The organism is Sporosarcina sp. FSL K6-1508 (genome assembly GCF_038007465.1).
Classification (GTDB): Bacteria; Bacillota; Bacilli; order Bacillales_A; family Planococcaceae; genus Sporosarcina; species Sporosarcina psychrophila_B.
This window is the reverse complement of record NZ_JBBOXF010000001.1, coordinates 4,658,745-4,682,155: the sequence shown is the minus strand read 5'-3', so window position 1 is coordinate 4,682,155 and position 23,411 is coordinate 4,658,745. Positions and strand designations below refer to the sequence as shown.

The following is a 23,411-nucleotide window of genomic DNA, read 5'->3' as shown; positions in this document are numbered from 1 at the left end:
AAGATGAATTACATCCGCAAGTATGTACAAAATGAGCGGGGTGATGGGTTAATGCTCGTTATTATCGGCATGCTTTTTACATCTATCTTCCTTTGTTTTGTTTTCTTTGATTTTTCAAATGTATTTATTAATAAACGTGTCACGCAAACTGGTGCTGATTCGGCTGCACTTGCAGGTGCGAGAAGCTCGTCGGAATATATGAGCGAAGTGTTGAAAGAGAAAGTTGAAGAAGAGCTTCAAAGCTTACTACAATCTTGGGAAGACTTTTTGACAGCAGCGTTGGCAACAGCTGAAGATTTGGAAGAAAAGAAGAGTGTCGCCGAAATTTTCGATGAGTTTATAGAGGGCATCGAAACAAGTTTAGGGAAATCGATGCCCGGTGATGTGAAAAGCTATGTATGGAGCGGCGGGGGAGAAGTCGAAGGCAATCCGGCATTGCTTTTCTTTTTTAAGGATAATCAAATTAGTACGATGGCATGTCAGGCTGTACTTGAGAATCTTACAGAATCGTATAACGAAGCCGTGACTTTTGCGGAAGCAAATCAAAATGATCGGATCGTCGAATACGAATTTCTAAAAGAGGAGTTTAAAATCTACGCAAAGACAGAAAGAAAAGGTCAATACATAACTGTTCCAGACAAATCGGTCAGTGCAATATCTGCACAAGCTTCCGTTCAAATTGGCTCGCCGAAGGGAGTAACGATTACTTGTCCTTGAGAATTTCCAAAGGTTTGGTTAGTGGGTAAAGATGTGAAGAATGATCTTTGTACAAATAATGGAGTTTATTAACTGAAAAAAGGAGTACTTAAATATGGAGTTTTCAACGGCAAAATGGATTGCAAGTATATTAGGTTTATTAAGCGTGATTACAATAACTGTATATTTCGTATTAGAAGAGAAGGAGATTATGATTCCTGCGTTTTCTGCAAGTTTCATGACAATTGTTACTATTACGCTCCTTCCAGCAGTATTCTTGCTTGGCGCAATGATGATGGCTGAAGCGAAAAAAGAAGATAAGATATCGGGTAAGAGCCTCCAGAGGGCATTGGTTCTTATTGTAGGCTTACTTATTTTCAGGTTGCTGACCGGATATTTTTCATGAACCACATCAAGGAATAACTGGCTATTTTCCGTTCTCTTTTGATGCGAATATAGGGTCGTGGATGACTTTGGTAATTAGTGGATTATTTAGTTTTAGTTGATCTGAGAGGGTGTGAACAAATTTGAAACATAGATTGAAAATAGGTGCATTAGTTGCGGTTTTCATAACATTACTCTTTTCAAATTTTTCTAATACCACCTTAGCGGATGTTACAGAAATAGACTATGACTCTCCGTCATTCGTTGAGACAGACAATCAGGAATTAGATAATAATAATTCTGCAGATACCGGAGATTCACGTAATTGGTTTGAGAAACTATTAGATAAGATTAAGGATAAAGCTTACGATGGAACAGAGTATTTACTAGGTGAGTGGGAGAAGTTCGAAGATTGGTCTGCAGAAAAATGGAAGGATTTTAAAGAATGGGTTCCTGGAGCATGGGATATAACGAAAGAATGGGTTTGGGGTGTAATTGAAGATGTAGGCGACTTTTTCGTATGGGTATGGGAAAACGAATGGGTTCAAGTCGTTGTTGGTGCAGTAGTAGCAACGGGTGTTGTTATTGGAGGTTTATTATTAATAGGTACACCGATAGGGTGGGGCATTCTAGCGGTTGTAGGCGGAGGAGCCTTGTTAGCTGGAGGTATTTATAAGCTATTTGCAGGGGATAACTTCAGTTTTTTAGGATCTCTAAGCTGGTCATTACTTGGTGGGCTCTCGGGACTAGGAATTTATGCAGGAGTTACATCAGGATTCTTTGCACTAGTAGGAGGAACTCTAAGAACAACGGCAATGAGAGGGTTTGCCGCTTCACGTATCTTCATACTTGATGGGCTAGTAAAGTTAAGGTTAATGGGCTCTTTGGTTACCGTACTCGTTAAAAGAAAAATTATTGGCGGATGGACTGCCGCAGTTGCATGGGCTAAATCAGGGGTAAGTCTTTTAGGAAACAAAATAGTGAGTGGTTGGGCATATGTCAGTTCCCAAATAGCACGTGCTTTCGGAGCGGTTACCTCTAAAATTGCCCCCTATGGTTGGAAGGCATTGGCTTCAATGGCGGCGAAATCAGGTTTGTTTGGAGCAGGTTTTAACGCTTGGCTATACTTAGCACTTACGCCAGTCAGCGAGAGAAATTTAAAGCATTTATTAATAGATACAGTGATTGGTGGAATTTCAGGCGTATTATTAAGTCCATTTTTATATTTGGAAAAAATGACTAAAGGCGCTTATGCCTTCTTGTCTGGATATGCTGGTATGGAAAACTTTTTAGCTGAGGGAATTAAAAATGGAACGTGGTTATGGGAGAATATTGTAATCGGAGCGGTTGCTGGAGCGATTGTTATACGAGGTGCATCTCCTTACCTTAGTAAAGGCACGCAGGCTTTAAAAAATCTAGTCATGGGTGAAAAAATTCCATTAAGTAAAATAGACGATATTATTATTGATAATGCTACAAAACCGTTTTCGTCTGAAATTCGTTCGGAGTTGAACGATAAAATAAATCCGAACGATATACCGGATTCGAAGCCAGAACCACAGCCAGATCCGAAGCCAGAACCACAGCCAGATCCGAAGCCAGAACCACAGCCAGATCCGAAGCCAGAACCACAGCCGGATTCGAAGCCAGAACCACAGCCGGATCCGAAGCCAGAACCACAGCCGGATTCGAAGCCAGAACCACAGCCAGATCCGAAGCCAGAACCACAGCCGGATCCGAAGCCAGAACCACAGCCGGATTCGAAGCCAGAACCACAGCCGGATCCGAAGCCAGAACCACAGCCGGATCCGAAGCCAGAACCACAGCCGGATCCAAAGCCAGAACCACAGCCGGATCCGAAGCCGGAACCACAGCCGGATCATCCTGTTGATGATGGGAATGAAGAACAAATACAAGGTGGAGAAGAATTAGACCCTGTTCAAGAAGTAGATGACACTGATAGTTCATCTGATGAAATTTCAGATGGAAAGCAGAATGAATCAAAAGAAGAAGTCTTATCAGGTAACGAAAAGAATGGGGAAAACAAAAGATTTGATGGCCTTCAGCCTTCTTTTACAAACTAACATGTCTGTTAAGTTAGCACATTCTTATATCAATCATTTGCAAGATAAACGTAAAATTCTACGTCACTTATACATTTCTGGTTGCTTTAGACAAAATAATAACAAAACCTCTATCGCTTCTAATAAAGCCTTCTTTGCTTATTTTAGTAAAGATATTTTTAAAAGTAATGGATATACTTCGATATTCTAAACAAAAAAAGTTAATTCAGCTTCTGAACGGTATCCATTTATGGAGCATCCCGAAAAAATCTGAAGATAGGACAAACCAGAAAGCTAAACGGCTATTTTAGTATTTCAGCTTGAAAAAGGAGCTTTTAGGGTATTAATAATACTATCGATAAAAAGGAGTGTTTTTAATGTCTGAAAAAAAACAGCAAGATTCGAAAAAAGAAAATGACAATGGGTTTACGGGAATGCCGGAAGAGAAGCCGTATCCAGACTTCGAGCCAAAGAAGAGTGAAGAAAAGCAAGTTGAACAATTTAAGGATACTGCAGAAAATGGCAAGGGAGATAAGTAACATAATTAATGAGACACTTCCCAAAGTGTCTCATTTTCCTCTACCATACTTTTAGTTTCTACGAAACGCTATTCAGCACTAACTTCCGGTCTATAATGAGTTAGGTAGTTGTGAAACTCTAAAATTAGCATGACTGGGGATAGTATATTGAAAAAGAAACTATTTGTGTTATTGATTACTATGTTTATACTAAGTGGGTTTAGCTTACGTGATTATATGGGGGAGAAGTCCACCGTACCTGCCGATTTTGCAGAACGCAGTATACCGGTCACGCTGAATATCGAGATTGAGATGAAGTCGTTAACCATTGGTATGATTGGCGATATTCTTCTTCATAATCCACTCTATACATACGATAATTATGATTTTGCATTTGCAGCTGTGAAAGACCGACTGACAGGCATCGATTTCTTACTCGCTAATCAAGAGTCAATGCCGGGTGGTGTGGAACTTGGACTGTCTGGTTATCCGAGCTTTAACAGTCCCAAACATATTATCCGAGATTTGAAAAAGAACGGCGTTGATATGGTCTCGATTGCAAACAATCATGCAATTGACTTGAAGGAAGCAGGTCTGCGGAAAGCAATTAGCAATATTAAAGAGTATGGCATGCCCTATGTAGGCGCATATACATCTAGTGAAGACAAGGAGAAAGACCGAATCGTAGAAGTTGATGGCGTTCGGATCGGCATTCTAAGCTATACGCACAACACGAATGGCAACCCTATTCCGCGAGGAAAAGAATATCTAGTCTCCGTCACTGAGCGAAAACAGATGCGTGAAGAGATTGTCCACCTAAGGAGCTTGGTCGACGTGTTGGTTGTTTCGATGCATTGGGGGATGGAATATCAATTAACGATTTCAGAAACGCAGGAGGAGATTGCACAGCTTGTTGCAGATGCTGGTGCAGATGTCATTTTTGGTCATCATCCACATGTGTTGCAAAAATATGATGAGGTAGGGAAAACGAAAGTGTTTTATTCACTTGGTAATTTCTATTCTGCGCAGCAGTTTGACTCGACGAATATAGGCGGCATCGCAAGAGTTTTCGTGAATCATACGGAGTTCGCAGGGAAGCAATACATAGGAATAGGGAAGGCTGAATTTTTCCCGACTGCCGTGACACGAGATGGCAACGGAAAGTACATGGTTGTTTCATTGAAAGATGCAGAATTGGATGGAATGTATAATGAGAGGTGGGTTAAATCACAGGTAGGTCTTCCGTCATTTTAATGAACAGAAAAAGCGTTCTTGCACACTATAAGAAGTTTGCAAGAACGCTTTTTTCCTTAATTAAAAGATCATAGATGAAGTGCAATAAAGATTCCCTTCAAATCCGCTGCGGCTACCTCTTGTAAGGCGCCTTCACTCAATTTATAGAGGTAATCACTTATTCAACATATATAGAAGGTTTTCAACCTAGCGCAGTTTCAAGATTCTGAGCGCCTTCCATTTTGCTCATTCAGCCTTTTTCACTTGTTTTACATTGTAAATGAAATTTGAAACGATTTTTGCAGCATGTTCGCGTGATGTTGATTGACCAGGCATGAATTTCCCGTCAGAGCCTGAAGTAATTCCAAGTTCATGAAGCATGGAAATTGCGTTTACGGCTTCCGTATCATAATTTCCGAAATCTGTAAATGGAGCTTTTTTAGCTGCTGTGTACTTTTTGCCTGTGTAATTTTCATACGCACGTTCAAGCATCAATGCGAATTGCGCACGAGTCACTTTTTCGCTAGGCATGAATTTGCCGTTCTTGCCTTTAATAAGCCCATTTTCAAATGCTGCAGCAATTTCAGCTTTTGTATCGGCTGCGTAACTATCGATGTCGCTAAACGGGGCAGCTTTTTCTGCTTTCAAATCAAGTGCACGGACGATCCAAGAAGCCGCTTGTGCCCGTGTCATTTCTTTTTGAGGACCATATGTCGCACCTGTCCCCTTTAAAATACCGCGGTAGTAGAGATCTGATACATACGGATATGACCAGCTATCGTAGGCAACATCACTGTAAGGGACTTTTGCCAGAATACGCCCTTCAATACCTGAGTGGATTGTACCAATGGATTTCATATGATCTGCGAAGTTCTCCCAGTCAGAGAAACCAGGCTCGCTGACACGCCCATCTTCATATGCCTTTTTTAGAACTTCATAGTTGTCGCCGCCTTGAGCAGTGAAGACGTTAGTTGTGACTTTATACATTTTGTCGGCTTCTATTTCCTTGCCGTCAGTTTTCATGGAGATAACACGATTGCCGACTTCAGCTTCTGGATTGAAGATCAGTTTCATTCCAGCAATGTGAAGGAAACCGCCGTCTTCTTCAGGGTATTTCTCAACGGATCTTTCAAAAACAGCTTTCAATTCTTTACCGCTTAGTTCCATCAATGCAAGTGTATTTCCGAATGGCAGTACAGAAATTGCTTGGCCATATGTAATCGGCCCTTGCGGAATGGAAGTCCGGATACCGCCGCCATTTTGGAATGCGATAACAGTGGAAGGATCGATTTCTTTTGCTTTTGCCAGCATACCGTCCGTGATGATGTTCCCAAGATTGGTTTCACCTGCACGAACACCGCCTAGATCGCGGAGACCGCTTAGGAATACGCCAGCAGTTGCGCCGGTCGGTTTTTCCATCGTCTCTTTCACTTTATCAGCGTAAGGTTTGATAAGTTCTGCTGCGTCCGCGTCAACTGCCGCATTTTCACCGCCGACAGTATGCAGAACGCCGCTATAATCTTTGATGATACCTTTGTTATCGAATGTGATATCAAGTTGACCCAGGAATTTGTTATATTCATTCGCCTGAACGACTATCACTGGGACATCTTTTGTACCGGCATTTACAGGTTCTTTCAGTTCAGTATGTGTATGTCCACCTACGATAATATCAATCCCCGGCACGTTTTTCGCAAGAAGCAGGTCATTGTCAACTTTGTCGGAGTCATTATGGCCAATATGCGTAAGGGCAATAATTTTGTTAACGCCGGCATCTTCAAAGGCAGCGACTGCCGCTTTTGCTTCCACAATATAATTCGTGAATGTTATTTTTTCAGGGCTTGAAATGTCCTTTGTTTCTTCCGTTGTTAAACCAAAGATTCCGACCTTTTCTCCATTTATTTCTTTTATAATTCCGTTATAAATTTTACCGTCTTCTGCTTTTGCATCGACAGTTTTAAATTGAAGGCCTTCAAATAGCGGATCTGCTGAGAAATCAGTGTTGGCGCTAATGAAAGGGAATTTTGCACCTTTGATGAAATCAGCTAGCGCTTTATGTCCATCAGCAGATCCACCAAGATCAAATTCATGGTTACCAAATGTCATGGCATCGTACTCGAGGTAATTCATAACAGCGAGGTCGGCTTGTCCTTCAAACTCATTGAAGTAAAGCGTCCCAGAAAAGACATCACCTGCATCAAGAAGAACATTGTAAGGCTTTTCTTCGCGTAGTTTTTTGACGAGTGCTGCACGTTCCGCTGTCGTAGCAAGATTTGCATGCGTATCATTCGTGTGGAGCACTGTCAGCGAGAAGTCCCCTGTTGCGGAAACTGGTGTTTCTGCTGCCATTACAGGTGTGATTGCGGCTGTACTCAATAGAAGCATAGTTGCCGCAGTGCTTTTAAAGTATTTCATAGAAAGAAATCACCTTCCTTATCCTTTTTTTGCTATTTTATCATTAATCGAGTTTCTACCATAATGACGAAATAGTCTGCATCTCAAGTGTATCATTATGGTCAATAGCGGACAATCAGATTAATTGAAAGTTTACAAAAAAATATGCTGGGGAAGAATAAATTCATTCTTCTCCAGCATATTTGATTACTCTGCGGAATAGTATTGTACTAGACCTTGATAGATTGCTTCTGCGTATATTTCCAAATAGGCATCGCTCGTTAACTTTTTAAAATCATCTGCATTGGAGATGAAAGCGAGTTCGACGAGGACAGCTGCGATATTGTTGTTCTTAATGACATAAAAACGATTGTCTTTCACACCGCGGTTAACCATATTAGCTCTTTTAACTATATTATTTTGAATGTAAGTTGCTAAGGATTTACTCTCCGCAGAGTTAGCATTCAAAGATGAATCAAAGTACGTTTCAGTTCCTTTAGCCGATGTCGCAGTGGCTGAATTTACGTGAATCGACACAAATGCTTCAGCAAAATTTTTCTTGGCAAACTGAGTGCGTTGTTCAAGTGAAAGGAAAGTGTCATTTGAACGTGTCATAACTACTTTTGCGCCTGCCTTTTTCAATTTTCCTTCGACAAGTTTACCGACTTTCAGTGTGATGGCTTTCTCCGTCACCTTATTTTTCGAAGCCCCAGGATCATGTGCGCCGTGACCGGGGTCTAAGACGATAATACGATTAGCAAGTGGATTACCTTTTTGATTGATTAGTTTCAAATATGTTTTACTAACGTAACCTGTTTTAGAATTCACACGGATTTTAGCCCAATTACCATCAAGTGATAGCACTTCGACTTTTTGTCCTAGTTTTAATGCATCGATAACAGGGGAGCTAGTGCCAGCACTTTGTCGTACGTTCAAGCTTTTTGTTGTCACTTTTCCTAACAGGTTGCCTGTAACGGATGGTTCCGAAGGTTTTTCTTCAGGAATCGTCGGCTTTTCAGGTGTCACTGCGTTGTCATCGGGCGTTTCAGTTCCAGCTTCAACAGTATATTTGCCGTTGATATAGCCTTCACCGTCATCCAGAAGGATTAGTAACCAGTCTCCTGTTTGACCGACAACTTCGACAATATCTTTATTATTTAGATGTGTAATGATATTTCCATCCACTGATGGAAGTGAGCGTACGTTCAGCGTTTCTCCGCTTGTCGCCACTTTTACAAAATACGTACTTGAAGTTTGATCAGGCAGTTTAACGGGTAAAGCATATTTATCATTCATTGCGCGAGCAAGGAATAATGAGAACTGTGAGCGCGTCAAGAAATCATTCGGCAGGAACTTTCCTGCATCACCTTTCGTTACTCCAGCGTAATAAAGTCCATTGATACGTTCAGCATATTGATGACTCTTCATATCCGTCAGCATCATTGGTTTTTCTGTTGAAATCTTTTCCGAAAGATTGAAAGCGACCGCGAGTGCATTACCCATCTCGTCACGTTTTAAGTTTTCGTTCGGTTTGAAGCTTCCGTTAGATCCCGCTTTAAAATAGCCGAGTGAAACGGCACGGCTTATATATTCATATTGTTCCGTACCAGGTTTAACGTCTTTGAATTTTAAAGACGGGGCAGGGATGTTCTGCTTTTTAGAAGCGATGACAAGCATTTTAGCAGCTTGGGCACGCGTTAGGTTATTACCAGGTTTGAACTTTGAGATACCATTTTCCATGTATCCTTTAATAATATCAAGATCTGCTATGTAATTGACCTGTTCATAATATTCCTTATCAGGTGTTACGTCCGTGAATTGTGTTTTTGCGAAAGACTGTCCCGGGACCATGGAAACGAGTACAAAAATCATCATCGCCATTGCTGCCCACTTAATTGTTTTCATTGTGTCCTCCCTTGATTTACTAGAGTTGTAGATTCATTTTAACAGTGATTCTTACATATTGCTATACTAATAAATAACTATAATTGAATTTTTATATAAATAAAACCGGATGTTCCTTTTAGTGGAACACCCGGTGATTTTGGAATTAGTTATTGAGTCGGTCAATGAATTTACCAAACTGGCTTGCAGTAACTTTATCGTTTAAACCATAATTACCATCGCCATAACCGGTTGTAATATCGTTGTGATAAAGGATGTTGATATACTCATTTGCCCAATGATTTTTTGGGACGTCTTTGAAGGAAGTTTCTGAAGCTCCTTCTAGATTAAATGCTTCTACAAGAACTTTAGCAAGTTGCGCACGTGTCATTTCACCAGCAGGATCGAATTGACCGTTGTTACCTGAGAAGATACCTGCATCTGATACTGCGATAATAGAATCGAATTGTGGATGAGTAGCCGCTACGTCAGAAAAAGGAGATTGTGTGCTACTTTTCTTTAAACCCAGTTCGTCTACAAGTGTTTTAGCAATTTCTGCACGAGTTGCATACTTAATGGCTTTTTTAGCTTCAGTTGGTACATCAGCCGATGCAACAAGAACTTCAGGTGTGAAATCTTTCACACGGCGAGCGCCGATATAACGGCTACCCCAGTAAGCAGGATCATTTATTGAAGAAATCATGACTCCCTGGCTAGTGGAAGAATGAATGAATTTTCCGGAACCAATGTAAATTCCGTTATGTGAAACGCCACTGCCGCTTGTGTTGAAGAATACAATGTCTCCTGTTTGAAGATCACTTTTTGCAACAGATGTTCCCATAGCATGCTGTTGACCAGTAGTTCTCGGGATGGAAATTCCTACTTGTTTAAATACGTGTTGCGTATATCCTGAGCAGTCAAAACCGGAAGTGGTTGTCCCTCCATATGAATAAGGTGTACCTATATAGGATCTTGCTGTACTAACGAGATCATTTGCAGAATTCGCTGAAGTCATGGACGGGATGGACGTTGAAATTAGTAAACTTGCCAAAACCAAAAATAAAAGACGTTTCATTCGTTTCTCAAAATCCCCTTTCGCACATATACATGCTGTGTGCTTTGTCTGTGAACATCTTAGCATAGCTAAACCTCCATTTCGGTTACAGTTACATTACAATAGCGTTACAACGCTTTCATTTCACCTATAAGTACTCTTTAAACGCCATTTGACGGGATTCTACCCTATCGAAAGGTGTTTTTTTATGGTGAATAACTAGTTTGTAATTGCAGATTTACCGTCAAGAGGTCGATTGTCAGGTGATATGTTATAATAATTGAATGTAAATAATGGTCTACAGATGTTGAATATATGAATACAGCATAGACGCCTTACAATAGGCAGTCGTAGCAGATTCGAAGGATTTTTATTTCAATTTATAAAGTTTGTATATAAGTTGAAATAAAGAATTCTATTGAACCGCTTAGGCGCTAGGGGGTGCCTCCCGTCAATAAGCAAGGGTGCTGAAAAAGTACGATTTCCTTCAATCCCGTTGATTTCCTTTCCGAGCGGACGCTTTCCGCGGGCACGGCTTCAGCCAATCGAACTACGAAGGGTTCGATTTGCCGTATTTCTGTGTTCTTTGCAGAAATTAAGGCATTCTTGCCCGGTGCTCCCAACGCTAGCGCTTTTGCTCGCAAAAGCCGTTCTTCGTAACGGCTCTTCCTGCGGGGTCTTCAGCTCGCGCTGTTCCCGCTGGAGTCGCCGCTCTCCACTACAATCAACTAGGACTTACTAAAAAAACTTTTTCAGTGGCTTCCAATAAGCCTGGCAGCTTCGCCACCAGTCTTATGGCTTCGTCTCCCCCTTTTAAGGCGCTTTCGCTCGATTAAGATACCGGATTCAATACTTCAACTTATTTAGATTATTAAAAGATGGGGTTGGGAAATTAAATGGAAAAAGTAGTCGTATTCAGCAATATGTATCCATCACCGCAGCATCCGACATTTGGTCTATTCGTCAAGAATCAGGTTGAACTTCTTCAATCTGCAGGCTTGGATGTCGATGTAGTTGCTATTCAGGATCCAGGTAAAGGGAAAATACAGGCAATGAAGAAATACATGACATGGTTTTTCCGTTCTTTTTTATACATGATGAACAATCGTAAGCGTTTGTCTCTAACGCATTCGCACTATGCGTTTCCAACAGGAGTTCTTTCATTAATAGGAAAAAAGATATTTGGCATTCCTTATGTAATCACTGTTCACGGCGGGGATATCGATAAGATGGCGGCGAAGAGTAAGCGTATCGCTGACTATACAAAAAGAATTTTAGGACAAGCGGAATCGGTCATCGTGGTTGGCGACAAACTTCGGGATGATGTGATAAACCGTTTTGAGGTTCCGGAAGCGAATGTGCATGTCATGAGTATGGGCGTTAATACTACTATTTTTAAATATGTCCCTAAGGTGGAAGCGAGAGAAAAGCTCGGTCTTCCTATAGAAGAGAAAATGTTAATCTTCGTTGGAAATGTGATTCAAGCAAAAGGTCTTTTGGAACTTGTTGAGGCGTTCGATTCACTGAAAATGACGTTTCCTGATAGCTCGTTGTATATGATTGGTTCGCAGAAAGACAGTAATTTTGTCGAAACGCTGCGGTCATTCATCCGTGATAAGGATGTTGAAGATATCAAATTCAAAGAGCCGCTGGGTCAAGCGGATTTGGCACTTTGGATGTCGGCGGCCGATGCCCTTGTGCTTCCCTCGCACCATGAAGGATTTGGATTGGTCGCACTAGAGGCGATGTCAGCGGGGACAAAAGTTGTCGCAACAGACGTTGGAGGGCTTTCTTATTTATTGAAAGATCAAGCAGGAATCCTGGTCGAACCAAAAAATCCGGATTCGCTGGCGGAAGGTTTGTGGAGTGCGCTGGGCGAAAGCTCTGATGGCATCGATGAAACAGTTGTGCAGGCGAAAATTGCACAGCACTCATTCGACACGATAGTAAAGAACTTGCTGTCGATTTATCGTTCAGCCGGGAAAGGTCAGGTTGATCCTAAATGAATAAAATGATGAAAATTATCGGGGCCGTAGCGATTATTAATATTGTTGCGAGGCTGTTTGGGTTTGCAAGGGAAATGGCGATTAGTAATCAGTATGGTACTTCAAAAACTGCGGATGCAATTATTACAGCCTATACAATACCGAATTTCATTTACCTAGTAGTTGGAGGTGCTTTGACGACAGCATTCATATCTGTCTATCATTCGACTAGGACGGATAAAGCATTGTTCGTTCGAAAATCGTTTACGACAGTTCTTGTAGCGGCAGTTGCGATTACGGCCGTATTGATGATTTTTACAGATCCACTCTTGCGTTTATTTTTCAAAGATATGACTGCTGAAAAATTTGCGATGACGCGAACTCTTTACCTATGGATGATGCCGTCTTCTATTATTCTCGTTTTGTCAACGTGGATGAGCGGTGTATTGAATGTAAACGGCAAGTTTAACCTGTCCAGTATAGCAGTGCTTCTATATAATGCGTCCTTCGTCGGAATCGCTGTTGTGCTGACAAGTTATTTCGGTCCCGAATCATATGGGATTGGTGCACTAGCCGGTGCGGCATTAATGGGTGTGTTTTTATATGTAGGACTTCGAAAATCAAAACTCTATTCCTTGAAACCTTCATTTTCCATGTCTGCAGATACGAAACGACTATGGGTTATTGCATTACCAATTTTGTTCGGTGGTGCATCATTGCAATTTTATGCTGTTATTCAAAGAATTGTAGCCGGCGGGTTTGGGGACGGGACAATTTCTGCAGTCAACTATGCTTCTAAATTAACTGGCTTTCCGCAAGCGATAATGATGACTGCTGTCACAACCGTAATTTATCCACTTCTCAGCAAAAAAGAGGGGGAAGGGGATATGGAAACAATCCGCAAGCTTTATAAAAAAGGGATGCTTTATTTGGTTGCATTGCTTGTGCCGGCAACTTTGATCGCTTACTTTTTAGCGGATCCACTTGTCCGTCTTGTTTTCGGGTACGGGGAAATGACGGAGGAGTCTATCCTGCTAACAGTGCCACTTTTCCGCGTATTTACATTGTCGATGTTTTTCCTTGCTGTGAATACCTATATAACACGATTCTACTACGCAAAAGCCAATTCGATGGTGCCTGTCATATTCAGTTTGATAAGTGTCTTTGGGATTAATATCGGAGTTATCTATCTGATGATTGACTCATACGGTGCTTCGGCAATTGCATATGGTACAGTCATTAGTGCCGCTGTAAACTTCGTAATGCTCGCTATTTATGCGAGAGTGAAATGGAAACTGTAATTGAATTTATTGATGAAGTTGCTCTGGAATGTTCGGGGCAACTTTTTTAAATTGTATGGAGATGGTAGACCGAAAATAGATGTTTTCTCAGAAAGCATAACTGTGCGGTGACCGCCCCTACCCGCCCCTACTCGCGTATAGACCGCTCATATAACCCGCCGAACCGCTCCTATCCGCGTATAGACCGCTCATATAACTCGTCGAACCGATCATAACCGCACGCCGACCGATCACATATGCCAATACAACGCTCATATCCACACACCAACCGATCATATCCATTTCCAAACTGCTCTTTATATTTCGTGGAAAGTAGGTTATTCTGAAAGATGTGAAGTATTGAAAAATAGATGATGACATGCAGACTGATTGGAGTGTTTTAATTGGTAGTCAAAGAGAAAATAGGGGAATGGTTTGAACATTTTCATGCCTATCCAGAAGTGAGCTGGAAAGAAGTAGAGACAACTGCTAAACTGGCGGAAATCTTAACGGAAATGGGTGTGCAACATCATACGTTTGACGATGTAACGGGTGTTGTTGCGGAAATTGGCGAAGGTGAACGGATTATCGCAGTACGTGCCGATATCGATGCATTGTGGCAGGAGGTCGGGGGTGTCTATAAAGCGAATCATTCTTGTGGACATGATGCAAATATGTCAATGGTGTTAGGCGCGCTTAGTTATTTGCGACAGGAGGAACTGAGCAGTCGGATCCGGTTTATCTTTCAGCCGGCAGAAGAAAAAGGGAATGGCGCAAACTCGATGATTGAGCGTGGAGCGGTCGATGGTGTATCTTATTTGTTTGGTGTGCATTTGCGCCCGCAGGAAGAGATTCCGTTTGGGAAAGTGACACCGGCAATTCATCACGGAGCGGCAGTGTTCCTTGAAGGGAAAATCATAGGTGATGATGCGCATGGCGCGCGTCCTCAGCAAGGAAAAAATGCACTTGATCCATTATTTGCGATTGCCCAGTTCGTGAAAACGATTCATTTCTCACCTTACGAAGCGTATTCGGCAAAATTGACAAAAGTACAAGCTGGTGGAGAAAGTCTCAATATCATTCCAGGAACTGCAACGTTTGCAATCGATGCCCGGGCACAATCCAATATAGTGTTAAGTGAGCTGAAAGAACGTATTTCCAAGGGGATTCAAGCAATTGGACAGATGCACGGCGTTGAAATTGAATTGGCATGGAGTGATTATACGCCGGCTGCCGAAGTGTCCGAAGAGGCGACAACTATTGCAAGAGAAGCCATTTTGGCAGCGGTCGGGGAAGAGGGATACGCACCCGACGTCATTACATCAGGTAGTGATGATTTCCATTTCTACACGATTCATAATCCAGATTTAAAAGCCGCTATGATTGGTATTGGGGCAGATCTTGGCCCAGGGCTTCATCATCCAGACATGACGTTCAACAAGGAAGCACTTGATATTGGTGCACGTGTTTTAGCGGAAACGTTGAAAAAAGCATCTTATTGGGGGAAATAATTAAACAAAGCCTTTTGGCATTACGGATTATCGTGATGCTGAAAGGCTTTTTTAACGAATAAGAAAGTATAAGTTTTTCAACCTGGTGCATTGTCTAACCCCAGCACCTATCCTCTCAGAGTTGCCAAGGCGCTTGGGCTTTTTTATTGTCTAGTTTAGGACAAGTGGAATATTTCAACCAACTGCCACGTAAAATGAACTTAACAATCTACGAATCTAACTTCCGATTTGAAAACGTTCACACAGGACATTAAATAGAAATTAAACAAGGGGGTAACAAAGTGAGGAAGAAAAAAGTACATGTATTATTTTTCTTGGCGATAGGAATGGTACTAGTCTTATCTGCATGCGGCGGTGGAAGTAAAAACATTGCGATTGGACCGGCGGCAAGTGAAACGAATAATGTGGCGAAGTTGATTTTGCAGGCATATGGGCTTGAAGATGGTGACTACAAGGCATACCAAGAAGGATTTGGAGATGCTGCGGACGGCGTACAAGACGGCAATATCGATGTGTCAATTGGTATTCTTGGACTGCCTGCAGCAAGTATTGAAAGTTTGCAAGCGTCTGCTGGAGATGTAAAAATGCTTGGTCTTTCTGATAAAGCAATTGAACATATTGAAAAGAATTCAGGTTATCGACGACTTACAATCCCTAAAGAAACGTACGATTTTCTTACGGAAGATATCGAAACAGTTACTGCATACGCGATCCTGATGGGCAGCACGGATACGATTGATGAGGAACTAGGGTATGAGATTGCGAAGAGTATGATTGAGAATGCTAGCGAAAATACACATGCTCAAGCGCAACAAATGACATTGGAAAATGCATTGCGTGGGGCGGAAGGGCTTTTAATACATCCGGGAGCTAAAAGATATTATGAAGAACAAGGACTGACAGTTGAAAATGAAGTTGCGGAACTCACTGCTGATGCAACGAAGCGAAAGAAAGAATTTATACTTGGAACGGGTAGTCAGGGCGGGACATATTATCCTCTTGGCGGCGAGATGGCCAACCTCTGGAACAAATATATTGATGGCATGAATGTAACGAATACGGAAACGGGCGCCTCCGTGGAGAATTTATCCTCGATCCGTGATGGGCATATGGATCTAGGTATGTCTGTACACGTTCCTGCCCTGCAAGCATTAAATGGAGAAGCCGAATTTGAAGGGCACGAAGTGAAGAATGCGGCTTTCATCGGCCATATCTATCCTGAAGTTATTCAGATTGTCACAAGAGAAAAGACTAAAATTAAAAGTCTTGGCGATTTGAAATGAATTATAGAGCCGCGTAATTAAATAGGAAGGGAGTACGCCAATTGAAAGCTACCCAGCAGAATGACGCACAAGCAATCCTAGAGAAGTATGATAAAGAAAATCAGTTTCGCACTCAAATTGGAAAATGGGCATGGGCTGTAACATTTCTCGGCGTCGCACTCACGGTTTTTCATCTATATACAGGCTATTTTGGTACACTCCCTTCCCAAAAACAAGGAGCGGTTCACCTCGGGACTGCTTTAGGGATTATTTATCTCCTCTATCCTGCAAAAAAGGAATGGAGAAATACGCACAAAAAAGTTCCATGGTATGATGTTACGCTAGCTTTTACTGCAATGTATGTGACCTATCATAAAATCATTTTCTTCGATTCGATTTTGCAAAGTCGAGTTTCTGGCTATAGTACAATTGACATTATCATTTCCATTCTAGGGATCGCTTTGGTTCTTGAGGCGACAAGGAGGACAGTCGGTTTGCCGATTGTCATTGTAGCTAGTGTGGCTATTATTTACACACTTGTAGGAAAATATATCCCGACGCAGATTCTTTCCCATCCGGGATTTTCAATGGACCGGATTACGACGAATCTATGGTACAGAGAGAGCGGCATCTTCGGGACGCCCATACAGATTTCGGCGAAGTTCATTTATCTTTTCCTCTTTTTTGGGGTCATTCTTGTTCATACGCCAATTGGTAAGTTTTTTAATGACATCGCTTTCGCTTTAACTGGACGGTTTACGGGCGGGACTGCCAAGGCGGCAGTTGTGGCAAGTGCGTTGCAAGGGACAGTTTCGGGCAGTTCAGTTGGAAATACAGTAGCATCGGGATCCTTCACGATTCCGATGATGAAAAAATCTGGTTTTACACCGGAATTTGCCGGCGCTACGGAAGCTGCGGCTTCTACTGGTGGACAGATTATGCCGCCTATGATGGGGGCCGCAGCATTTATAATGATGGAATACTTAGGTGTTTCATACGCCACCATCATGTTGGCAGCAGTTGTTCCAGCGATCCTGTACTTTACGGGAATATTCATAGGAACACATTTCGAAGCGAAGAAATTAAAAATTATTGGATTACCAAAATCCGAATTGCCTCGATTCAAAGATCTACTAATTAGAGATGGTTATATGCTGATTCCTCTATTTGTTATTATCGGGACTATCATGTCCGGCTTCACACCACAACGGGCAGCACTTTTTGGCATTCTATCTGCATACATTGTTTCGCTCGTTCGGAAGGAATCTCGAATGAATGTACGGCAAATCGTCAATGTCCTTGAACAAGGCGCACGTGTTGCTTTGCCGGTTATCGCAGCGGTAGCGACTGCGGGGATAATAGCTGGAGTCGTCAGTATTACGGGACTCGGTGCGAAATTTGCTTCTGGCATTATCGCGTTATCAAGCGGGCACTTGATACTTGCACTCTTTTTCACGATGATTGCCTGTATCATACTTGGGATGGGGCTTCCAACAACCGCGAACTATGTTGTGACAGCAACAATTGCAGCACCTGCATTGATTAATGACTTCATGGTTGCTCCGCTTGCTGCACATATGTTCGTGTTCTATTTTGGTATTGTTGCCGATATTACGCCGCCCGTTTGCCTAGCCGCCTATGCAGGGGCGGGTATAGCAAAAGCAAATCCTTTTAAAACAGGGATTACTGCGGTGAAACTAGCGATTGCGGCATTTATCATTCCGTATATATTCATTTACAATCCAATGTTGGTCCTTGTAGATGTGACTGTTTGGAAATTGATTATAGGAGTCTTGGCAGCTGTACTGGGAATGATCGGTGTGAGTAGTGGCGTCATTGGTTATTTTATACGCAATTCGAAAATCTGGGAGCGGATTGTATTATTTGGCGCGGGGCTTATGTTAATTATTCCTGAATTTTTATCTAGCGGAATTGGGCTCGTGTTGATTGTTGTTATCTGGTTTATTCAGAAGAAAAGACCTGAAGAAGATACGCCTAAATTGCTCACCCTATAGAACACATAAGAAAAAGAGTTTTAACCTGTAATGGTTTTAGCTCTTTTTTTGATTGCTTCTTTTACTTTTTTCTTTATCAACGCCATTCACTTGATGCAGAATCGTAATTTTTTGGCCAGTCTTGAAAGCAAATAAATTGCAAGGGACTCGAAAAAGGATTATTGTTTAGACATTAAAGTATATTGAAATGGAGTGGTCATAGTGGGTAGATTACAAGACAAAGTTGCATTTGTAACAGGCGGAGCATCAGGTATGGGTGAAATGATGGTCAAGCTGTTCACAGCTGAAGGAGCAACTGTTATTGCAGCAGATATTAATGAAGCTGCACTCGAAGAAAAATGGGGTAGCAATGAAAAAGTAATGACGGTTAAATTGAACGTCACTTCCGATGAAGAGTGGGAAGCAGCGGTTGTTAAAGTGGTTGACAAGCTTGGGAAAATTGACATTTTAGTAAACAACGCGGGTATTTCTACGGAAAAAGGGTTGAATGAAATCACAATTGAAGATTGGCGCAAACTATCGGATATCAATGGATTTGGCCCATTCCTCGGCATGAAACATGTACTTCCGTATATGAAAGAAGCAGCTAAAGGATCAATCGTCAATATCTCTTCCTATACAGCACTTATCGGAATGGGTTTGAATCCTTATTCTGCATCAAAAGGAGCGGTTCGAGCAATTTCACGTGCGGCTGCAGCAGATTTTGGACAATATGGAATCCGGGTCAATACTGTATTCCCAGGAGTCATTGAAACACCGATGACAAAAGTACTCGAATCTTCGCAAGAGATGGTCGCTTCTCTTGTGAAAATGACACCGCTTGCCCGTCTAGGACAACCTGAAGACGTGTCGAATGCAGTACTTTTCTTGGCATCGGACGAAGCAGCTTATATAACAGGCGCGGAACTTGTGATTGATGGCGGCTTCTCAGCACGGTAATCGATAGTCCCAGAATAATGTAATAGGAAAACCGGTACTGCAATTTTTGCAGCACCGGTTTTTTCTATCTCTAGCAAGTTGGGAAAATTTATTATGAGGAAAGGTAACATTGCAAATGGGTTTAATATAGTAGTTTATACATATCGAAGGCATGTCCGAACTCCTTGTAAGCGCTATTAAAATAATGGCAAAGGTTGGATATGAAAGTTTGCTAGCGCATGGTAACTTTAATTTGCCCACTATTCAAATGATTTAGAATGGTGTAATCGTAAAAAAGGGGGAAATAATTTGAGCATGATAAAACGAATCACCTTGTTAGCAGTGATTTTTGTGCTGACATTCAGTACAGCAGTTTTTGCTGCAGCAGGGCCTGCTTCATTCGGCAATAAGGGTGGAGGACTTGCTCCTGCTAATGGAATGACTTCTGTGGATAAAATACCTGAAAGTCTCTTGCAACCGGAAAATCCAGAACAGATGGTGCGCATCATCATCGAACTGACGGCACCTCCGGCAATTGAGGGAGCAACGATGAAAGGGCGGCTCTATAAGGAATTGTCCGAATCAGAACGGGACAACTTAGAAAAGGGCGTCATCTTTCAACAAAAAGCGATGCAAATTAGTTTGGAAAATGCATCCCCAACTAGTCTTATGCACGAAAACTTTACAACAGTATTCAATGGATTCTCCGCTGATGTAAAAGCGGCCGATATTGAAAAGATAGCGGCAATCAAGGACGTCAAGGCAGTGTACGAGTCAAATGAATACAAACGGCCTGAAGACAAGCCTGAAATGATTCATTCAAAAGAACTTGTACAAGCCCAGCGTGCCTGGAATGAATATGGCTATACAGGAGAAGGAATGGTTGTCGGTGTTATTGATACAGGTATTGATCCGGCCCATCGTGATATGGTCCTGACAACTCCTGCAAAAGGGGCCATTAAAGAAGCGGGTGTAACACGTCTTAAACGGAACGGTTCGTTAAAGGGTGGAAAATATTATACAGAAAAAGTGCCGTTTGGCTATAACTATATGGATGGCAATGACGAAATTCTAGATCTTGGTCCGGATGCATCCATGCACGGAATGCATGTGGCAGGCACGGTCGGAGCTAATGGTAATGAAGAGGCGGGCGGCATTAAAGGGGTTGCACCGGAAGCACAATTGCTAGCATTGAAAGTTTTTGGCAATGATCCATTATATCCTTCGACGTATGGTGACATCTATGTGAAAGCGATGGATGACTCCGTTAAGCTTGGAGCGGACGTATTGAATTTATCGCTCGGTTCTACAGCTGGTTTTGTTGATGGGAATAGCCCTGAACAGCAGGCAGTTGAGCGGATGGTGGAAAATGGGGTTCTTGTCTCAATTTCAGCCGGGAACTCAGCATTATACGGAAATGGTTCATTCTACAATCATGTGGAAGACCAGGATTACGGTTTGACAGGATCGCCAAGTGTATCTTACGAGTCACTGGGCGTAGCATCATTTGAAAACTCAATGATTACGGCATATAGTTTCGCCTATTCCTTAAATGGAAAAGAAGCGGGCCGATCGTTATATATGTTGTCGAGTGATGCTGATCCAGCAAAACAGGGCGGGAAAGAAATTGAAATCATGGACGCAGGTCTTGGCAATGTGAGCGATTTTGCAGGCAAAGACTTCAAAGGTAAATATGCACTCGTTTCACGAGGAGATATTGGCTTTGTCGATAAAGCCCTGAATGCACAAACAGCAGGTGCGGCGGGCATCATCATCTATAACAATGCACCGGGAACCATCAATATGGCTGGCGATGCTGCCATTAAAATTCCTTATATGTCGATCATGCAAGCGGATGGCGTGAAAATGTCAGAAGCTGCAAAAAAAGGTGAACGCGTTACAGTGAATTTCGACGGGGAATATATGAACACGAAAAACCCAAATGCCGGGAAAATGAGCGGCTTTACTTCTTGGGGACCGACACCGAACTTGGATTTTAAACCGGAAATTACAGCCCCAGGCGGCAATATTTTTTCGACATTGCAAAACAATGAATATGGAATTATGAGTGGGACTTCAATGGCGTCGCCTCATGTAGCGGGCGGGACAGCTCTGGTGTTTGACCGCGTTGATTCCGATTTCGGCTTGAAAGGAAAAAGCCGTGTGGATTTAGCGAAACAACTTCTGATGAATACAGCGAAACCAGTTCTATTCGATGAAGATTACGGCGATTATGTATCACCGCGACGTCAAGGTTCGGGTCTTATGCAACTTGCAAATGCACTTTCAACAGATGTTGTTGCGACAAATAAAGCGACAGGTGAAGCAAAAGTGGCATTGAAAGAAATCAAAGGCAACACAATCACGTTCACATTAGAAGCAGAAAACTTTTCAGATGAAAGCAAAACCTATGCAATCGATTATGCATTGCAGACAGATGTTCCATACGAATTGAACGGTGTTTGGGTAACTGCGTCCAATGAATTGGGCTCCCATATCATTACAGATGACGTTACAATTAATGCCGATCGAACAGTCGCAATCCCTGCGAATAGCACAGCATCAATCCAGGTGTCCATTGACCTATCGGGGGCTAGTTACTTGGACGACTATTTCTCGAACGGTTATTTCATTGATGGGTTCGTCTTGCTGACGGATCCAGAAGAAGAAACGACAGGCAATGTGCCACTGACGGTTCCCTTCTTTGGATTTAAAGGCGTTTGGAATCAATCACCGATTTTTGACGCCTTTAAATGGGAACAAAATTCGTACTGGGGAATGACAGTTTTGGCGGATGAAAAAGGTCAATTCATTACCGGGGGAGGGAATTACGATCCATTACGTTTTGGATTTTCTCCGAATGAAGATGGCTTCCGCGATAAAGCGATACCTGTATTTTCCCTTATCCGAAATGCCAAGCATTTTGAAGTAAATGTACTTGATAACAGTGGCGTGAAAGTCCGTACGATCCGGACTTCGAATTGGCTGCGTAAACATTATATCCAGAACGCGAGTACAAATCCGTACACGTTCAGTCAGAACTATGCGTGGGATGGAAAGATTAACGGGGAAGTAGCACCAGATGGTCAGTATTATATTGAACTGCGCGGCGTAATCGATTTTGAAGGGGCAGAATGGCAGTCTATTCAATTCCCTGTGAAAATCGATACAACTGCACCGGTCGCCAAAGCTTCTTATGATATAACAACAAAAACAGTGACGGTAATGGAACTAGAAGATAATGAAGGTGGTACAGGGATTGAAAAGTGGGAAGTATTGTTGAATGACAAAGTTATTAGCGGTAATCCGCTTAGTGCTGAAACACTGACATTCACGGTGGCAGAAGATATCGGACCAGAAGATATACTGACCATCCGTGTATGGGATTCTGCGTTAAACGCTGCAGATTTTCCTGTTGAAGCGGGCGCGCCGGTAGTGAAACCGGTCGTCTATATCACATCACCTGAAAACTTTGCTGCATTTGGAGAAAACACAGTGACTGTCACCGGCAAAGTGGAATCTGAATCTGAAATTGCATCTGTTACCGTAAATGGTGTAGAAGCAGAAAACTTCGATGGCAAAAATTACTCGCATACACTGACATTTGAAGACGGATTCCAAGAAGTAAAAGTGCAAGCAACCGACAAATACGGAAATGAGATGGGAATTGCACGACGTGTATTTGTAGATACACAAGCAGCGATTCTAACTTTTGAAGACAACAATGTAAAAGAGACAAAAGATGAAAACGTTAAGTTGAAAGTACGTGTTCAAGATAACTTTGACGATCTTCGTATGTATGTTAATGGAAGCGAAGTATTTGCGCACGACTTGTCACAGCCATATGGCATGACAAACTTTGACAGTGTAATAGAGGTCGAGCTTAAACTTAAGAATGGAATCAATGACTTCACATTTGAAGTGATTGACCTTGCTGGACATAAGACTGTACAAAAAGTGTCAATCACGAAAAAGCCTGCCCTTGGCAACGGGGGACAATTGAACGACAATAAGAAACCACTTCCAGGCTCCGATCAATTACAGCCGGGGATTGACGATTCAATCATCATTTCTCCACAGCCAACAATAGAAGCTATATAAAAGTTAAAGTAATGAAATTGGTGGAGGCAGGAGGCGTCCCTTAACGTCCCGGCGGTTCAATGGAATTCACTTATATAGTTGAATTGTTAAAAAGGATTGCACACTTCGTGCAA

The 23,411-nt window shown here is 42.1% G+C and carries 16 protein-coding genes; 12 read left to right on the top strand and 4 right to left on the bottom strand.

Translation table 11 applies throughout. The features are described from left to right. Nucleotides 1–3 precede the first annotated feature (3 nt). The 5 genes from MKZ11_RS23790 (at nt 4) to MKZ11_RS23770 (ending at nt 4,915) form a co-directional block, all read left to right on the top strand. On the top strand, nt 4–717 hold the full coding sequence (locus MKZ11_RS23790) for a Tad domain-containing protein (protein ID WP_340796817.1): 714 nt from the start codon (nt 4–6) through the stop codon (nt 715–717). Nucleotides 718–811: 94 nt separating this feature from the next. Then, nucleotides 812–1,102 (top strand): hypothetical protein, encoded by a 291-nt coding sequence (locus tag MKZ11_RS23785; RefSeq protein WP_340796816.1) that lies wholly within the window; start codon nt 812–814, stop codon nt 1,100–1,102. Between the two features lie 121 nt (nt 1,103–1,223). Further along, nucleotides 1,224–3,164, top strand: a complete 1,941-nt coding sequence (locus tag MKZ11_RS23780) for a hypothetical protein (RefSeq protein ID WP_340796815.1) — start codon at nt 1,224–1,226, stop codon at nt 3,162–3,164. 356 nt (nt 3,165–3,520) lie between these two features. After that, on the top strand, nt 3,521–3,682 hold the full coding sequence (locus MKZ11_RS23775; RefSeq protein ID WP_340796814.1) for a hypothetical protein: 162 nt from the start codon (nt 3,521–3,523) through the stop codon (nt 3,680–3,682). A gap of 147 nt (nt 3,683–3,829) precedes the next feature. Continuing rightward, nucleotides 3,830–4,915, top strand: coding sequence for a CapA family protein (locus MKZ11_RS23770; RefSeq protein ID WP_340796813.1), 1,086 nt, complete (start codon nt 3,830–3,832; stop codon nt 4,913–4,915). Between the two features lie 225 nt (nt 4,916–5,140). Here MKZ11_RS23770 and MKZ11_RS23765 read toward each other — a convergent pair whose 3' ends face one another. From MKZ11_RS23765 to MKZ11_RS23755, 3 genes are all read right to left on the bottom strand, one after another. Then, on the bottom strand, nt 5,141–7,309 hold the full coding sequence (locus MKZ11_RS23765) for a 5'-nucleotidase C-terminal domain-containing protein (RefSeq protein WP_340796812.1): 2,169 nt from the start codon (nt 7,307–7,309) through the stop codon (nt 5,141–5,143). Between the two features lie 186 nt (nt 7,310–7,495). Next, nucleotides 7,496–9,193 (bottom strand): N-acetylmuramoyl-L-alanine amidase, encoded by a 1,698-nt coding sequence (locus MKZ11_RS23760; protein WP_340796811.1) that lies wholly within the window; start codon nt 9,191–9,193, stop codon nt 7,496–7,498. Between the two features lie 145 nt (nt 9,194–9,338). Then, nucleotides 9,339–10,313, bottom strand: coding sequence for a C40 family peptidase (locus tag MKZ11_RS23755; protein ID WP_340796810.1), 975 nt, complete (start codon nt 10,311–10,313; stop codon nt 9,339–9,341). An 809-nt stretch (nt 10,314–11,122) separates the two neighbouring features. Here MKZ11_RS23755 and MKZ11_RS23750 point away from each other — a divergent pair. Together MKZ11_RS23750 and murJ are read left to right on the top strand one after the other, a co-directional pair. Continuing rightward, complete coding sequence (locus MKZ11_RS23750) at nt 11,123–12,232, top strand: glycosyltransferase (RefSeq protein WP_340796809.1); 1,110 nt, start codon at nt 11,123–11,125, stop codon at nt 12,230–12,232. Then, a complete protein-coding gene (gene murJ, locus MKZ11_RS23745) occupies nt 12,229–13,512 on the top strand; it encodes a murein biosynthesis integral membrane protein MurJ (RefSeq protein ID WP_340796808.1) in 1,284 nt (427 codons plus the stop codon). Before MKZ11_RS23750 ends, murJ begins: the two co-directional genes overlap by 4 nt. A 117-nt stretch (nt 13,513–13,629) precedes the next feature. Here the strand turns inward: murJ and MKZ11_RS23740 are convergent, their stop codons facing one another. Then, nucleotides 13,630–13,767, bottom strand: coding sequence for a hypothetical protein (locus MKZ11_RS23740; RefSeq protein ID WP_340796807.1), 138 nt, complete (start codon nt 13,765–13,767; stop codon nt 13,630–13,632). Nucleotides 13,768–13,895: 128 nt separating this feature from the next. Here MKZ11_RS23740 and MKZ11_RS23735 point away from each other — a divergent pair, with 128 nt between their 5' ends. The 5 genes from MKZ11_RS23735 (at nt 13,896) to MKZ11_RS23715 (ending at nt 23,298) form a co-directional block, all read left to right on the top strand. Then, the gene (locus tag MKZ11_RS23735; RefSeq protein WP_340796806.1) at nt 13,896–15,002 is read left to right on the top strand and encodes an amidohydrolase; all 1,107 of its coding nucleotides are present in this window, start codon (nt 13,896–13,898) and stop codon (nt 15,000–15,002) included. Nucleotides 15,003–15,283: 281 nt separating this feature from the next. Then, nucleotides 15,284–16,285 carry a TAXI family TRAP transporter solute-binding subunit gene (locus tag MKZ11_RS23730; protein ID WP_340796805.1) on the top strand — a complete coding sequence of 334 codons (1,002 nt, stop codon included), beginning with the start codon at nt 15,284–15,286 and terminating at the stop codon, nt 16,283–16,285. A gap of 41 nt (nt 16,286–16,326) precedes the next feature. After that, the gene (locus MKZ11_RS23725; RefSeq protein ID WP_340796804.1) at nt 16,327–18,279 is read left to right on the top strand and encodes a TRAP transporter permease; all 1,953 of its coding nucleotides are present in this window, start codon (nt 16,327–16,329) and stop codon (nt 18,277–18,279) included. Nucleotides 18,280–18,480: 201 nt separating this feature from the next. After that, entirely contained in the window at nt 18,481–19,218 is a 738-nt protein-coding gene (locus tag MKZ11_RS23720; RefSeq protein WP_340796803.1) for an SDR family NAD(P)-dependent oxidoreductase, read from the top strand. A 294-nt stretch (nt 19,219–19,512) separates the two neighbouring features. Continuing rightward, entirely contained in the window at nt 19,513–23,298 is a 3,786-nt protein-coding gene (locus MKZ11_RS23715) for a S8 family serine peptidase (protein WP_340797102.1), read from the top strand. The last annotated feature ends 113 nt before the right edge of the window (nt 23,299–23,411 follow it).

Excerpts from the sequence above, each read along its gene's own strand:
- MKZ11_RS23715 (WP_340797102.1), top strand. The coding sequence starts at position 19,513 with ATGATAAAACGAATCACCTTGTTAGCAGTGATTTTTGTGCTGACATTC.
- MKZ11_RS23740 (WP_340796807.1), bottom strand. The coding sequence starts at position 13,767 with ATGAGCGTTGTATTGGCATATGTGATCGGTCGGCGTGCGGTTATGATC.
- murJ (WP_340796808.1), top strand. The coding sequence starts at position 12,229 with ATGAATAAAATGATGAAAATTATCGGGGCCGTAGCGATTATTAATATT.
- MKZ11_RS23785 (WP_340796816.1), top strand. The coding sequence starts at position 812 with ATGGAGTTTTCAACGGCAAAATGGATTGCAAGTATATTAGGTTTATTA.
- MKZ11_RS23760 (WP_340796811.1), bottom strand. The coding sequence starts at position 9,193 with ATGAAAACAATTAAGTGGGCAGCAATGGCGATGATGATTTTTGTACTC.
- MKZ11_RS23750 (WP_340796809.1), top strand. The coding sequence starts at position 11,123 with ATGGAAAAAGTAGTCGTATTCAGCAATATGTATCCATCACCGCAGCAT.
- MKZ11_RS23755 (WP_340796810.1), bottom strand. The coding sequence starts at position 10,313 with ATGCTAAGATGTTCACAGACAAAGCACACAGCATGTATATGTGCGAAA.
- MKZ11_RS23775 (WP_340796814.1), top strand. The coding sequence starts at position 3,521 with ATGTCTGAAAAAAAACAGCAAGATTCGAAAAAAGAAAATGACAATGGG.
- MKZ11_RS23765 (WP_340796812.1), bottom strand. The coding sequence starts at position 7,309 with ATGAAATACTTTAAAAGCACTGCGGCAACTATGCTTCTATTGAGTACA.
- MKZ11_RS23790 (WP_340796817.1), top strand. The coding sequence starts at position 4 with ATGAATTACATCCGCAAGTATGTACAAAATGAGCGGGGTGATGGGTTA.